Consider the following 14,491-nt stretch of genomic DNA (forward strand, 5'->3'; position numbering starts at 1 on the left):
ATATCCCCCCATATTTTTCTACCATATCCCTCTTTCAATATAATATAAAGCGCCCTCGAATTCCATCGAGAGCGCTTTATTATTACCTATTTCGGTAAACGTGATAGCTTTTCAGCAATTGTTCTATAAAATTCTTGAATGCTAGAAAAACCTAACGTATCTGAAACACTTAATCCTACCATGTCGAGATGGTCCCAATTCGCTTTCGTTTCGATATGATTCCATTTTCCAACCTGTAATGACTCATTATTATTTACAGCAACATTAGAAGATGGTGCAATCATAGAATTTGTATTTACTACACCATCATTTTGCCACCAAGAAGTATCAACTAACGGACGGTTTTCTTCATATCTCGCATAAGAACCTAAGAAAAATGCATTCCCCATCAACACTTTATTCATCGTTATATGAGGTAAATGTAAACCTGTTATAGGTGCTGCTTGTGATGCATGTCCACTATAAGATAAGTAATACACATCCGGTTGCGTCTTTACCCAATTATTTAACTCCTTTGCACCATCAGTACTTAAATCCCATTGACTAATGTCTTTTGTATTTTTCCAAATTGAACTATTTAGAATACGATTACTATATTGGAAAAAGGACTCTCCAGCATTCTTCTTTATACCCCATTGATCCAATTTAAAATCATATAACGATAAATTATTGTTTCCTCCAAAGCTTGCAGCTGTAATGAGTAAATCTTTAACGAACGGCAGTAGAAGACTACCATCCGCAAGTGTTGTACCGTTGTGAGGGGTTGCTAATGTTGTCACACTATGAACATATGATTTTCCGCCTTCAAATAGTGGTGATATTTTGGTGTCTGGGTGATTTTTCACATAATTCTTTTCTTCAAAACTACCTTCTTTTAATAGCTGTACTAATGTTCTAATCGTTTGTCCACCCATACTATGCCCAACTAAATGAACTTTATTTGTTTCACTCCAATTCGGTGCAAAACCACTATAAGTTCTACCAAAACGATTATGTCCATGTTTCTCAGCATGTGCGGCACCGTAGTCTACTGTACCACCGTTAATTTGCGCATATAATTCACATGCACGATCCCAGTTACTAGAAACAGGTCCAACAGCTGCGGTATGTACCATATAACCACTTTGTTTCAAATCTTCCTGTATATCATGAACACCACCCCAATATTTTACGCCAAGCATTTCTTCTCTACCCCATCCAGCAAATCCATTCACCAATATGATAGGATAATTATTTTGTTGTCTCTCTTCAGCGTACGTTATTTTCATTGCGAATGAACATACAGTCACTAATACGAAAAAACATATTTTTAAAAATAACTTCCCCATACTTCCCCCCTAATAAAACGTTTACATTTTTCTTTTAAAAAATTCACAGCATGCTTTAATAACTTAAACATAATGTAAAGTATTTTATATACGTTGTATATATAGAAAACATATACAAATGTTGATAAATATTAATTCAAGTAAACATTTACTGTTTACAATACAACTTGTAAATCTGATTATTTGAATTTATAATTAGATATAGTTTCCTCATGTTAAATAGATTTAAAAACCATAAGAAAACTAATCTCATTGCTTGAAAAGGAGGAAAAAGCATGAAAATCGGATCAAATATTCATACATTATCTCAACCTACTAACATAACTCCATCTACTCTTGAGCATAATACTATCTCTTCTACTAAACTTGAAAGTAAGAAAGTAAATGATCCTATCAAGTTTGATATTCGTTCATCTGAAAAAGAAATGAAACAACCTGAGCATAAATTTAATGAATTAGATTTATGGAAGATGTTAAAGGATAAAGGTATTCCTTTATGGATCATCCTTGAAATGCTACAAAAGTCTCGTAAAGAAAAAGAAGACCAAAACAATTCGGTTCAAAATTCAAATGCGATTGAAGAAACGAGTGAGACTCGATTAAATGAAGTAATGTAAACTATGTTATCTAAATGGTCTAAAATTAAAAATAGTTCAAGGCTGATAAAATCCCTATCAACCTTGAACTATTTTTTATGATTTTTCTCCAATCGTGACAAATTGAACTGATACTTCTTCCTCAAAATCTTTAATTAACTTTCTTACTTTTACATATTCATTAGTCAATGTATTATCTGTCGACATTTTAGGTTTTTCGTCACCTAAAGATTTTTTCAGATGAAGAAGTTGCATTTTTGTTTCATTTACTTTTATTTCTTTATACACATTATTTTTCGCCACAATTACATACCATAGTGTTCCATAGTTTCGATTATTACCAAGCCAAGCATCACTTTCATATGTAACTGGTATCACTTTTCCTTCTATTTCAATACTTTTTATATTCTTTTCTTCTTCATTTATAAATAATAGTGAACTTTCTTTTGGAAAACTCGGTAACGTATCTAAAGGTTTAGAATGAGATGAATGATCTCTTTTACGAAAAATTTTTGCTTTAATCATCGCTTTTGCAGTAGATTCATTTAATATCAAAACCCTTTTTTGGTCAAATCTACCTGTTTTCACCGAAAAAACTTCATGTTCTTTCGTATTTTCCTTATAACGATTCATAATTGTTGAAGTATGATTCTCATCTCCAATGATTAATACGCCGTTAGCTGGAAATCTGTTTTCATTTTTAGAGCATGCACTTAAACTTATTAAAATTAATATACTTAATATGAAAATAGAGAGTGTTTTTTTCATCACAGTTCCTTTCATAACTCAAATTGTTTTTTTACATGCTTTTCTGCAATCTTACTTGCTGATATTCTCTACTGTTCCATAGTTTTATAAAGCTTTTGTAAGTAACGCCAACGAGTTATAAAGAAATATAAAACTTGTATACATATAAATGAAATTAAAATTATGATAGAGCTATTCATAATAGAAAAATCGACTAATTGTTGTAATGCCATATAAGCGACCACAGTATGAATCACTGCAACGATAATCGGTAAGAAGAACATTAATACTAATTGTCTTGTTACAACTTTTTTCAACTCTCGTTTACTTAATCCCATTTTCGAAATCATCTTATATTGCTGCTGATCGCGGTCCAAATCAGTATATAACCGGAAATAAATAAAACTAGCAGCGAAAGTAAAGAAGACGATTCCAACTAAAACACTTGCCATAAGTAATAACCCATTCGTTTGTTTTGCACTTAACAACTCTATAGTTAGTGCTCTAAATTCAAAATGTATGTCTCTAGGATCTTGATCGAATATGTCACTTAATTGGTTTGAAATCTCTTTTGTTTTTATCCAATCATCTACAACAAATCCATAAGTTCGATATTGAATAATATTTTCAAAATCTAGATTACTATTAAGCGGAATTTCATCATACACATGATCTTGAATCGCAATATTAATCCCTTCCGTATCGTGTGGCAAAACTAAATTATCTACAGTTTTTTTCACATGAAATGTCTTTGTCCAATCGCCTTGAATGACTTCAATATTCTTTTTATAATCACCATTTTTAAACTCTTGTTTTTGTGATACGACTCCAGGGATTAATAACATTTCATCTTCTTTTTCTATCGTTTCTTGTTGGTACCCGAGTGCTCTCGCAAGTTCGTTATATTCACTTAACTTCATTACATTTACATTACTTTCTGTATAAATATCTGAAGTGGAAGCCATTCGATATGGAATATTAGAATCAGCAAGATGTTTTTTTATAATCGAGAGATGTTTATCCGTTATTTTATTTTTATCAGGAGCTGTATACAGAAATGTATACGGGTTTGTCATCCTTACCAAATCTTTGTTTCCAAGAGCTGCTGTCGTGCCAATTGCTGTAAAAGCAACTGCTGAAATAATAGATACTATAAAAAACATTGTTGCATTATCTTTCATACGGTATATTAATTCTGAAAATGTTAATATATTGGTTCTCTTTAAAAAGAAAGATTCACTCCTTTTCACAAGATGCAATATATAAACACTACACTGTGTATATAAAAAGTACGTTCCTATAATTACTAGGAGCACACCCATTCCGAGCGTAATAAAACTATAACTTGGGATAAAGCGAAATACTAAAATATAGCCATATCCTATACTAAATAAAGAAAAAATTGATAATAAAATTGACGATTTCGGTTCAGGCTTTGGCTTTTCCCCTGCTTGAATAAGTTCCACAAGTTCTGTTACTTTTATCATTTTAAAAGTAACTAGCGAAACAATTAAAAATAAGAATAGAAACGTGATGCCAGTTAATAATACCGCCTTCACTGGCATATAAAAAGGTAAGCCGTTACCAATCATTAATACACTGGCACTTATTAATAAAACTAGTTTAGAAAATACGAGGCCGATAAGAATCCCAATACAAATCGAACCAAGTCCAATTAACATATTTTCAATTAACAATAACTTCTTAAGCTGTCTCATTGACATACCTTGCATCATTAAAATGCCAAATTCTTTCTTACGCGTTTTTAAAAACGAACTCACTGAATATAGAATGAAGAAGAATGAAAAGACAAAAATCAAACCTTGAGAAACTTCAAATCCTAATGTACCAAATGTACTTATTGTTTTACTTGTCGATTTCAACTCCCCCTGTAAATCAGGATGGAATAATAAAAGAGCATACGTAAAGAAAATCATTATAGAAAATGCACTACTTAAAAAATGGGCAGCATATGTACGCTTATTACGAAAAATATTATTAAATGCGAATTGACGAAAAGTCATGCCTTTTCCCTCCTAACAAAGAAAGGACATCCATAATCTTTTGATAAAATGCTTGCCTGCTTTCACCACGATAAATTTCGTTATATAGTTGACCATCTTTAATAAAAATTACTCGGCTGCAAAAACTCGCTGCATACGGATCATGAGTCACTAACATCATCGTAGCTTTTTCTTCCTTATTTAGAGTATCTAACATCTCCATTACATCATTTGAAGATTTAGAATCTAAATTCCCTGTTGGTTCATCTGCAAGTAATAATTGCGGCTTATGAACAATTGCACGAGCAATTGCTGTTCTTTGAGCTTGGCCTCCTGATATTTCAAACGTTCTTTTATTCAATATATCTGTAATATTTAATTTCTCTGCGATTTCTTGTACGCGTTTGTTCATTTCTTGCACAGAAACGCCATCTAATGTCATCGGCAATACGATATTTTCCTTCACTGTAAGCGTGCTAAGTAAATTAAATGATTGAAAAACAAATCCTAATTGTTTCCTACGGAATAAAGCTAAATCTTCTGATGATAACTGGAAAGGATTTGTACCGTTTATTAATATTTCTCCTGATGTTGGAGAATCGATAGTAGATACCATATTTAATAACGTTGTTTTCCCGCTACCTGATGGCCCCATGATCCCTATAAATTCACCTTCTTGAATTGATAAATCAATATCTACTAATGCTTTAAAAGGTATTTTCCCTTTATATACTTTACTAATATTTTTCGCATGTAAAATTTCCATTTCTATTCTCCCTTCATTTGCACTTCTCACAATAGAGTGTAAATGAATTGTCTTAATGCTCATATTGATTCATCTTTCATTTATCTTACACGCTTGTAAGATTTCTAAAAAAACTGACAATAAAACTGTTTTTAAATTAAAATTAACGCATAACTATCTTATAATAATTGTATAGTGGTAGAAAATACAATTGTATATCAAATCTTTATTATAAAAACAAGAAAAGACCGATTGCTTTATCGGTCTTTATCTTCCCAAAGTTATATTTTTATCTAATGCCTTTAGTTGAAATGTTTTTGAGATACCCTTTTTTATTGTCTTCCACTTTATAATAACCTCTACAAAAAATTGAGTTCTTCGGTTTAATCGCAATTAATAATGAATTATATATATCTGAAGCAGAAATGATTGTGTTTATCCAACATACAAATAATAAAATTGACTTAATATTTCCTGATACATATAATGATACAATAGCAGGAACGACCGATAGTACAATAATAGGCAAGCTCATAAAGATCCAAAATCTCGTTTTGGATAAGATTGCATTTGTATTTAGCCAAAAAAATATTCCACTACACGTCAAGCTAATATCACCTTTTTTATTTATAACAATAATATGTAAACATTCATGAACAATGAAAACAAAAATACCTATGATGATGAGATAAAAAATATTAATATGAGTAAAACTTGCTCCAAAATAATACGATATTAGAAAAATAATGATTTGAAGTACATATACAAACTTCATATAATGTTTTCGGTGCCAATCATTTTGTATAAAAGGAGTCCATTCTAACAAATCCATACTTATTTGTGGTAAGTGACGAAACCAAATGATAATATGCTCTCCCCTCCCTCATTTAAACTATTCAATATTCCAAAAATTCGAAATCAACTAACACTCAACCGCTAATATTAAATGCAAACCTTCGCTTGCCTTCACGTTTGCCGTACATTCTTCTATTTAAGCCTAAAGTGGTTCATGTTTAGGATGATTTGAGTAAGAAATTAGTGTTTTCATAGACATATACATTCGACAAAATTCCCCAAATACCTTTTAGAAATAATGTTATGAAATAGTTCTCGCATGTACAACTTACTGCATTTGTTTTTGGTGAAAAATACATCCAGAATCTACACTTTAGTATGGTTAACTAGTACTTTAGAATGCAAAAAGCTTAGAGTTTTAGCTCTAAGCTTTTTTTGCATTATCGCTCCCTTTAAAGAGCACTATTTTTTATCCATCCGGATTTACTCAATACATAATGATTATAAATTTGATTTTCTATCATCTGTTGACCCAAATAAGTAAACCCGCATTTTTCAATAACTTTATTTGATGGCACATTTTTAATTAAAGCAATTGCATTAAGGACATCCACATTTGTATTTTCAAATAAATAACCGATCAAGCCTTTTGTCGCTTGCGTTGCATAGCCATTATTATGATATTCACTTGAAACAGCATACATAATTTCTCTGTTCGGTGCAGGGAGTTCATCTTTCATGCCTGTGCAGCACCATCCAATAAATTCATTTGTGATTTTCTTAAATATTCCTAGTCTTAATATGTGATCATCTATGTTAGTCGTAGTTCTCACTGCATGAAGAAACGCTTTGTTTTCTGGTATTTCATCATTTGTAACCCAATTAACTCTTTGTTCTTTCGTTGATTTCCAGTCTGGTAAAAACTTTTCTATTTCTGGTTGATTTGATATTTTATAAATACTCTCTGCATCTTTGACCGTAAACTCTTGTAGGTATATATCACCACAATCTATTCTAAATAACTTAGTCAAACTCTCTTCTCCCATCTTAATCCCCCTTCCTTACTTTAAAGCGCCTTAATCTGCTTCGTAAGTTCCATAAACCGTTCATCTAGTTCTTTATATTCTTTGTCTTTAGAAGTTAAAAAGCTTAATTTCCCTAATACTTCTTGTCTTTCTGTTTCTAACGTTAAACGTAGCTCTTCAATTTCATCCCTTGTTTTCGTAGGTTCTTCAAGTTGCTTTTGTATCGTATTGTTTACAAACACGAGTTTTGTGTTAGTTGTTTTCTCCAGAAAATATCGATCGTGAGAAACGATAACGAGTGTTCCGTTATACTCAGCTAATGTATTTTCAAGCTGTTCACGTGAAGGCAGATCAAGGTGATTCGTTGGTTCATCTAATATAAGCACATCTTTTTCATCTAAAATATAAGCCATTAGCTTACATTTTACTCGTTCCCCCATACTCATATATCGTATCGGCTCTGTCCATTGAGAAGCTTGGAACCCTAAATGTTTCATTAAATTTTGGACTTTTCCTCTTTCTTCAAATGTAACTTTATAAAATAAATCTTCTGGTGTTTTATCAAGTGGTAAATCAAATACTTCTTGTGTTAAATAACCGATGTTTGCTGATGGTGAAATCCATACTTCTCCTTCAGCAGTTTCGTTTCCCATAATCATCTTCAGTAAAGTTGTTTTCCCACTACCATTCGGCCCAATAATCGCAACCTTCTCACCGTGCTGAATTGTAAAATTAACGTTTTCAAATAATGTCCGATTATTAAATTCTTTCCGTAATTGTTTTACCTCTAAGAAACGTTTCCCTACTTTTTTAGTCGCTTGAATAGAAAATTCAACTGAATAATCTTCTTTCACACGTTCAACTTTCGTTTTCTCAAGCTCTTTTTCAAGACGTTTTCGTTTCGATTTTACTTGCGCATCCATTCGCTTTGCCTTTACACGATAAAACTCTTTCACTCCTTCTTGCTTTGTAGACTGTGCATGTGCCTTTTGTGACCATGAACTTAATTCTTTTATATGAGTTTCTACTTGTTCTATCTTCTTTTGTTGTTTTTCATATTCACGCTGCTGCGTCATTCTTTTATGTTCACGTGCTTTCATATAACTTGTATAATTACCACTATGATCAATTAATTTCTTATCCTCAATTGACCATATTCTTGTTGCGATAACATCTAAAAAATATCGATCATGTGATACGACGATAACTGTACCTTTCATATTTTTGATTTGTTTAATAAGAAATTCCGTACTCATCTCATCTAGATGATTTGTCGGTTCGTCTAATATTAAAACATTAGGATTTTCGGCAAACCCTTTTGCTAATCGAACTTTTAGCTTTTCACCACCACTTAAAGTTAGAAAATCGTTCGTTGGCACGCCCCATTTTGCAAGGAGTTCCGCTTCTTTTGCAATTATATCCTTACTAACAAATGATTCTTTTTCTTGTTCAACATATGCTGTTGTCATATTCATTTGCATCCATTCAACAGTACCTTTTGATGGTTCAATTTTCCCATTTATTAATTGAAGTAACGTTGATTTACCAGCCCCGTTTTTACCAATTAACCCGATAACATCCCCTTGTCTTACTGTCACATTCATTTTCTCTAACAAAGTGTTTTCCTTTATTTCAACATAAACATCATTTAATTTTAATAGTTCTTTCATAATACCGATCCCTTTCATTAAGGGAGAATAAAAAAATCCTCCCAAATAAATTTGGCAGGATTAGTCGTTAAAATATTTATACCCAAATAAGCTATTGCGTAACATAAATAGCAATACCGTTGTATGGAAATTGGGCAGACTAATCCTATTTTTTAGAAATTGAAATTTATTGAATTTCAACATTTAAAAATAAGATTAGTTAATCATCGTCCACCCATCATTCCTTTCCGTCGTTAGTAACCATATTGTACCATGATAGTACTGTATGAGTAAATGCAATTATATGTGCTATTATTATGATTGCTTTCTTCTAGGTCTATTTATCATTTCTTAGCTTCAAATTGAACAAGCATACTTTACATTTGCTATACTACTTTTCCTTTAGATTTCCCTAATAATAACCTTCTAAGCACTCCCTCTTATATAATTTTTATATAACTGTATGATTAATTTTATATTATACATACTACATTTCAGTTTTTATAATAAAGTTATCATTTTTAAGGAGGGATTCTACAATGGAATTTAGCAAACTCGGAAACAGTGGATTAACAGTAAGTAAGATTGCATATGGTAACTGGATAAACCATGGTGGAAAAGTAAATGAAGATACTGCAAATGAATGTGTGAAAGCCGCATTAGATGTTGGAATTACAACGTTCGATACTGCAGATGTTTATTCGGACACTATTGCTGAGGAAGTGCTTGGCCGCTCTTTGAAAGGTATACGCCGAGAAAGTATAGAACTTTGTACAAAAGTATGTCATCCGACCGGACCTGGAAAAAATGATCGAGGTTTATCACGAAAACATATTATAGAAAATTGTAATGCATCGTTACAACGGCTACATACAGACTACATTGATGTCTATTATGCACATCGATTCGATACAACAACACCTCTGGAAGAAACAATGTTAGCTTTCTCAGATCTTGTAAGACAAGGGAAAGTCCTTTATTTAGGCGTCAGTGAATGGACATCGGAGCAAATCACACGCGGTGCAGCACTTGCACGAGAATTGAAAATCCCTCTTATTGCTAGCCAACCTCAATATTCGATGTTGTGGCGAGTTATAGAAACTGATGTGATTCCAACATGTCAACGTGAAGGACTTGGCCAAATTGTTTGGTCTCCCCTCGCACAAGGTATTCTCACTGGAAAATATCAACCAGGTAAACCACTCCCCGCCCAATCACGTGCTAATTCAGATGCAGGAAAACCCTTTTTCAACAAACTCGTACAACGTTGGATGAGTGATGATGTACTTACTGCAATACAGAAACTTAATCCTATTGCAATTGAAAATAATCTTACCTTACCTCAACTCGCAGTTGCTTGGGTACTACAAAATCCAGCTGTTTCCTCTGCAATTATTGGCGCTTCAGATCCGGAGCAAATAAGAGAAAATGTAATTGCTTCTAGTGTTACATTGTCACCTGAAATTATGGGTCAAATTGATAGTGTACTAAAAGGTTTCATTGAGTATGACCCAAGTAAAACAGGTTAAATCGTCAGTGACTTAACAATAAATATAGTACCTTTCCCAAATCACTACTGCCCATCCAATCAAGATGGGCCTTTACTTTTCAAATTCAAATTGTGAAGTCGTATAAATCTCTCTAACAACTGCTAAGAAGTTCTCGAGCACGACAGACTTTTCATCCTGCCTCCATCCAGCGTATAAGTTTATTTCCGGTGTATGTTCCTCAATGTCTTTATATATGACTCCCGATTTTTTATAACTTTCCACCGATGATGGAACGACAGAAATTCCCATTCCTGCTGCAACTAAATTAACAATCGTCTGCATTTGAATTGCTTCTTGAACAATATTTAAACTTACTCCATGCTCCCAAAAGTAACTAATAATTAAATCATAAAAGTTAGTACCGAAATGACGAGGAAATAAAACAAATGGTTCATCTACTAGTTCTTTAATAGAAATATTAGGTAACGAAACTAATGCGTGATTTTCATGTAAAACCAATTTTAAACGTTCTTTAGAACAAACTTCGGAAGAAAATATTTCATTATTCTGCTTAGAACGAATAAATCCAATGTGAATTTGCTTTTCATAGAGTGCTTTTATCTGCTGGTCTGTTGTCATCTCGCGTAATATAAGCTGAATTTTAGGAAAGCGTTCTCGAAATGTTTTTAATATGTTTATAACCGTTTCTGTAGAATCGACAAAACCGATGATTAAATGTCCAATCTTTCCTTCATCCGCAAGCTGTGTTTCTTTAATAGTTCTTTCTACTTGAAGTAACGTTTGCCGAGACCCTTCTAAAAATATTTTCCCAGCATCGGTAAGCTCAACCACTCTTTTTGTTCGATGAAAAAGTTGGACCCCTAATTCATCTTCTAATTTACGAATTTCTTGGCTTAAAGGAGGTTGTGCCATCATTAGGCGTTCTGCTGCACGGCTAAAGTTTAATTCTTCTGCCACCGTTATGAAATATTTTATTTTTCGAATATCCATTACAATCCCCCTATCATTCACAACTAGTAAAAAATCCCTCCTTCTAATAAATTGTAAATAAAAACAGGAGGAAACTATATCAATCCCTTTTCGTTTCTTTTTTATCATAAATCATTTCATGAAAATACGAGAGATTTATACTAAGTTGAATTACATGTTTTGGGCAATTTCATTACTTCCATATATTATTTGATTTACCATTTGGTTGAGTAACGAGTACTTGATATTTTATTCACCCAATTATAAAAACAAAATGTTATTCGTTATCCAATAATCACTTGTTGTTTTTCGATAAATTTTTATTGATTATCCCCCTACAATAAGCTATTATATGTTTGCAGAAAATATTAATGTAAGGGTTGATTTTATGGACAGGGCATTAAAAATCACAAAGTTAAATATGTTTTTAAAGATTTTTCTCATCCCGATTATAGTAGGGATTATTGTTGGTATACTAACTAAATTGGGGCAAGGTATACTTCCAGGACATTGGAATTCATTAGCTAATCTAGGAAGTGTTTGGTTAGTTCCATCCTTTTTTGTGGCTAGCTTTAGTTATTCTAAGCGTACAGCTATACTTTCTGGTATCCTTGCACTACTCGGTATGGTATTAGGCTATTATGGTTATGCAATAGTTATTAAAAATGTAGCTCACTCTATTTATTTTATATCTGTATGGATTGTATGTGCATTTATAGGAGGAACTATCTTTGGAACTGCAGGTTTTCTATGGAAAGATACTACAAATCCACTTCATAAATTCGGAAGCGCGCTTATTAGTGGAGTTTTTGTAACGGATGGACTTCACATTCTTTTAAATTTTGAAGACTATAGTCACATGTTACCTGTTGGATATACCGAAGTGATAGTCGGGATTATCTTGGTTCTTGTGTTAGAACGCTCTAATGCTAATCGAATTTCTTCTTTCTTAATGATGGTTCCTATCACTATTTTAGGAATAATTGGATATACATTATTAAGTTTGTTTACTTAATTACAATACTGTATCATGAAAAAACAAAAGACTAATTCTATAATAATCCACAAAACATATCACGAATTCGAACATTATACTTATTAATGTTGATACATTTATTCATATGATGGATTCATGAAGCTATCTCTTTCAAAGGGGTGGCTTTTTTCTTACAAAAACTATTTATCAGCTTTTTATTAAATACTTCTAATTTAACAATCGTATTTATTTGCGTGTCATTATACATACGAAGATTACCTTTTACCATTTCATATAATCGCTATAAAGTAAGGCTAAAAAACTTATCTCCAAAGTCCTTTAGCCTAGTTCACTTATTTACACATTAAAAAATATAATTCGTACAACGGTACCTTTACCAACTTCTGAATGGATTTCTACACTATGTCCTAATTGTTTCGTAATTTCATATACAAGATATAGCCCCATTCCAGTTGATTCTTTAAAATCTCTGCCATTTTCTCCTGTAAAGAAAGGTTTAAACACTCTTGGTAAATCTTGCTTCGGTATCCCTACGCCATTATCGGCAATTTCAAGTATAACTGTATTACCTTCCTTACAAGCTTTCACTTTAATCTTTTCTCTACTACCTGATGAATATTTAATCGCATTCGATAGTATTTGTCCAATTAAAAATTGTAACCATTTCGCATCACTTTCTACACTAATGTCCTTATCAATTTTAAGCTCTGGATATACAAAATTCCGGATAAAGAAGCGTTTATGTTCATGTACAGAATCATTCACTATTTTATGTAGTTGTACTTTTTCCACATAAAAGTCTTGTGTAAATGCTTCTAAACGTGCGACATACAGAGCCATCTCTAACCCCTTTTTCAGCCTATCTGTTTCCTCATTTATACTTTCAAAACGTGAATCGACTTCATCTTGTGTAATTAATTCTATTACAGATAAAGGTGTTTTCATTTGATGAATCCACTGATTCATAAAAGTTAAATGATCATTATTTTTTCTCTCTTGTATTTGCAGCTGATTTTGATAATGTCGATATTGCACCTCAAGAAGTTCTTGAAGAGCATCAGATAAAGCTGCAAAATCTGATTTTTGAACAGATTCATCCAAAGAGTTCAACGGATTTGCTAATCGTTCATAGAAAGTACGATGAGTAAAATAACGAAATACTAAATAGCCTACCATAAAAAAGACACCTAAAAACATTGCATATAATGCCGTTGCAATATGGTTATGCCCATCAAACCAATATACAAGAAATATGGCTAGTAATTGGATTGCTGTAAAACAAATAAGTGGTATATGATCACGAATAAATAATCTTATCATTTCTCCATACCAGTATCCCAAGTAATATGTAATCTATAACCGACACTACGAATCGTTTCAATCGCATCTTCAATCTGTAACGTTTTTAACTTTTTTCGCACACGAGTTGTATTTACGCTTAAAGTATTATCATCAACATAAGATTCGCTATCCCATAATTTATTCAACAACACTTCTCTACCCACAACACGCGGATAATTTTTCATTAACATTTCTAATAAAATGGCTTCGTTTCTCGTTATATCAATCTCTTGATTACGCAATTTCAATACAAGCCTTTCAGGATATAAACAAAGACCTTGTTGCTCAACCATCCGTTCTTCTACTTTCGGTGCATACTCTCCATAAGCACGTCTTAAATGACTACGAATTTTAGCCATTACCACTTCGTAATGGAATGGCTTTGAAATGAAATCATCACCACCGTTTTCTAGTGCCATAACTTGATCCATCGTACCTTCACGGGCTGAAATAAATAGTATCGGACATGTAGAAACTCCACGAATTTGACGACACCAATAGTACCCATCAAAACTCGGTAAATTAATATCTAATAAAACTAACTCTGGTTGTTCTTCTAAAAAAATGTTTAATACATTTTGAAAATCCGATACAATAATTCCTTCATACCCGTATTTCGCAACATGTGTTGATAATAGTTCTGCTATTTTCATATCGTCTTCTACAATCATAATTTTAACCATGTGTTTACTCCTTTTTCGATCCACAATCTTATATTCAATTATATAAAATAAATACTACCTGTTTTTATATCATCCGTAAATCAAAAAAGGATACTTTTATAC

The 14,491-nt window shown here is 32.2% G+C and carries 13 protein-coding genes; 3 read left to right on the forward strand and 10 right to left on the reverse strand.

Translation table 11 applies throughout. The features are described 5' to 3' along the window. Window positions 1-86: 86 nt before the first annotated feature. A complete protein-coding gene (locus FS802_RS00895; protein ID WP_000517081.1) occupies window positions 87-1,328 on the reverse strand; it encodes an esterase/lipase family protein in 1,242 nt (413 codons plus the stop codon). A 275-nt stretch (window positions 1,329-1,603) separates the two neighbouring features. Here FS802_RS00895 and FS802_RS00900 point away from each other — a divergent pair, with 275 nt between their 5' ends. Further along, complete coding sequence (locus tag FS802_RS00900; protein WP_000690182.1) at window positions 1,604-1,945, forward strand: DUF3914 domain-containing protein; 342 nt, start codon at window positions 1,604-1,606, stop codon at window positions 1,943-1,945. A gap of 75 nt (window positions 1,946-2,020) precedes the next feature. On the opposite strand, the gene FS802_RS00905 is transcribed toward FS802_RS00900, so the two are convergent. The 6 genes from FS802_RS00905 to abc-f all read right to left on the reverse strand — a co-directional run bounded on the left by FS802_RS00905 (window position 2,021) and on the right by abc-f (window position 8,909). Continuing rightward, window positions 2,021-2,692, reverse strand: a complete 672-nt coding sequence (locus FS802_RS00905; RefSeq protein ID WP_141545938.1) for a lipoprotein BA_5634 family protein — start codon at window positions 2,690-2,692, stop codon at window positions 2,021-2,023. 68 nt (window positions 2,693-2,760) lie between these two features. Next, on the reverse strand, window positions 2,761-4,695 hold the full coding sequence (locus FS802_RS00910) for an ABC transporter permease (RefSeq protein ID WP_098707703.1): 1,935 nt from the start codon (window positions 4,693-4,695) through the stop codon (window positions 2,761-2,763). Next, a complete protein-coding gene (locus FS802_RS00915) occupies window positions 4,670-5,440 on the reverse strand; it encodes an ABC transporter ATP-binding protein (RefSeq protein WP_098707733.1) in 771 nt (256 codons plus the stop codon). Before FS802_RS00915 ends, FS802_RS00910 begins: the two co-directional genes overlap by 26 nt. A 268-nt stretch (window positions 5,441-5,708) precedes the next feature. Further along, entirely contained in the window at window positions 5,709-6,251 is a 543-nt protein-coding gene (locus FS802_RS00920; RefSeq protein ID WP_098707702.1) for a DUF3267 domain-containing protein, read from the reverse strand. 415 nt (window positions 6,252-6,666) lie between these two features. Beyond that, window positions 6,667-7,260, reverse strand: coding sequence for a GNAT family N-acetyltransferase (locus FS802_RS00925; protein WP_144524796.1), 594 nt, complete (start codon window positions 7,258-7,260; stop codon window positions 6,667-6,669). 20 nt (window positions 7,261-7,280) lie between these two features. After that, window positions 7,281-8,909 carry a ribosomal protection-like ABC-F family protein gene (gene abc-f / locus FS802_RS00930; protein ID WP_098707732.1) on the reverse strand — a complete coding sequence of 543 codons (1,629 nt, stop codon included), beginning with the start codon at window positions 8,907-8,909 and terminating at the stop codon, window positions 7,281-7,283. A 518-nt stretch (window positions 8,910-9,427) separates the two neighbouring features. Here abc-f and FS802_RS00935 point away from each other — a divergent pair. After that, entirely contained in the window at window positions 9,428-10,417 is a 990-nt protein-coding gene (locus FS802_RS00935) for an aldo/keto reductase family protein (RefSeq protein WP_000395983.1), read from the forward strand. Window positions 10,418-10,489: 72 nt separating this feature from the next. On the opposite strand, the gene FS802_RS00940 is transcribed toward FS802_RS00935, so the two are convergent. Beyond that, window positions 10,490-11,389: a LysR family transcriptional regulator gene (locus FS802_RS00940; protein ID WP_000354629.1), complete on the reverse strand. Its 900-nt coding sequence runs from the start codon at window positions 11,387-11,389 to the stop codon at window positions 10,490-10,492. A 367-nt stretch (window positions 11,390-11,756) separates the two neighbouring features. On the opposite strand from FS802_RS00940, the gene FS802_RS00945 reads away from it, so the two are divergent. Continuing rightward, window positions 11,757-12,383: a DUF6518 family protein gene (locus FS802_RS00945; RefSeq protein WP_144524798.1), complete on the forward strand. Its 627-nt coding sequence runs from the start codon at window positions 11,757-11,759 to the stop codon at window positions 12,381-12,383. A gap of 318 nt (window positions 12,384-12,701) precedes the next feature. Here FS802_RS00945 and FS802_RS00950 read toward each other — a convergent pair whose 3' ends face one another. Both FS802_RS00950 and FS802_RS00955 read right to left on the reverse strand, forming a co-directional pair. Then, window positions 12,702-13,685, reverse strand: a complete 984-nt coding sequence (locus tag FS802_RS00950) for a sensor histidine kinase (protein ID WP_000620165.1) — start codon at window positions 13,683-13,685, stop codon at window positions 12,702-12,704. Continuing rightward, window positions 13,682-14,389, reverse strand: coding sequence for a response regulator transcription factor (locus FS802_RS00955; RefSeq protein WP_144524800.1), 708 nt, complete (start codon window positions 14,387-14,389; stop codon window positions 13,682-13,684). The genes FS802_RS00950 and FS802_RS00955 overlap by 4 nt, the downstream gene beginning before the upstream one ends. Between the last annotated feature and the right edge of the window lie 102 nt (window positions 14,390-14,491).

The sequence above is a fragment of the Bacillus sp. DE0042 genome, from assembly GCF_007680225.1.
In the GTDB taxonomy this organism is placed as follows: domain Bacteria; phylum Bacillota; class Bacilli; order Bacillales; family Bacillaceae_G; genus Bacillus_A; species Bacillus_A wiedmannii.

Bases quoted from the DNA above. Each gene is read 5' to 3' on its own strand.
- FS802_RS00895 (WP_000517081.1), bottom strand. From the start codon at position 1,328: ATGGGGAAGTTATTTTTAAAAATATGTTTTTTCGTATTAGTGACTGTA.
- FS802_RS00900 (WP_000690182.1), top strand. From the start codon at position 1,604: ATGAAAATCGGATCAAATATTCATACATTATCTCAACCTACTAACATA.
- FS802_RS00905 (WP_141545938.1), bottom strand. From the start codon at position 2,692: ATGAAAAAAACACTCTCTATTTTCATATTAAGTATATTAATTTTAATA.
- FS802_RS00910 (WP_098707703.1), bottom strand. From the start codon at position 4,695: ATGACTTTTCGTCAATTCGCATTTAATAATATTTTTCGTAATAAGCGT.
- FS802_RS00915 (WP_098707733.1), bottom strand. From the start codon at position 5,440: ATGGAAATTTTACATGCGAAAAATATTAGTAAAGTATATAAAGGGAAA.
- FS802_RS00920 (WP_098707702.1), bottom strand. From the start codon at position 6,251: ATGGATTTGTTAGAATGGACTCCTTTTATACAAAATGATTGGCACCGA.
- FS802_RS00925 (WP_144524796.1), bottom strand. From the start codon at position 7,260: ATGGGAGAAGAGAGTTTGACTAAGTTATTTAGAATAGATTGTGGTGAT.
- abc-f (WP_098707732.1), bottom strand. From the start codon at position 8,909: ATGAAAGAACTATTAAAATTAAATGATGTTTATGTTGAAATAAAGGAA.
- FS802_RS00935 (WP_000395983.1), top strand. From the start codon at position 9,428: ATGGAATTTAGCAAACTCGGAAACAGTGGATTAACAGTAAGTAAGATT.
- FS802_RS00940 (WP_000354629.1), bottom strand. From the start codon at position 11,389: ATGGATATTCGAAAAATAAAATATTTCATAACGGTGGCAGAAGAATTA.
- FS802_RS00945 (WP_144524798.1), top strand. From the start codon at position 11,757: ATGGACAGGGCATTAAAAATCACAAAGTTAAATATGTTTTTAAAGATT.
- FS802_RS00950 (WP_000620165.1), bottom strand. From the start codon at position 13,685: ATGATAAGATTATTTATTCGTGATCATATACCACTTATTTGTTTTACA.
- FS802_RS00955 (WP_144524800.1), bottom strand. From the start codon at position 14,389: ATGGTTAAAATTATGATTGTAGAAGACGATATGAAAATAGCAGAACTA.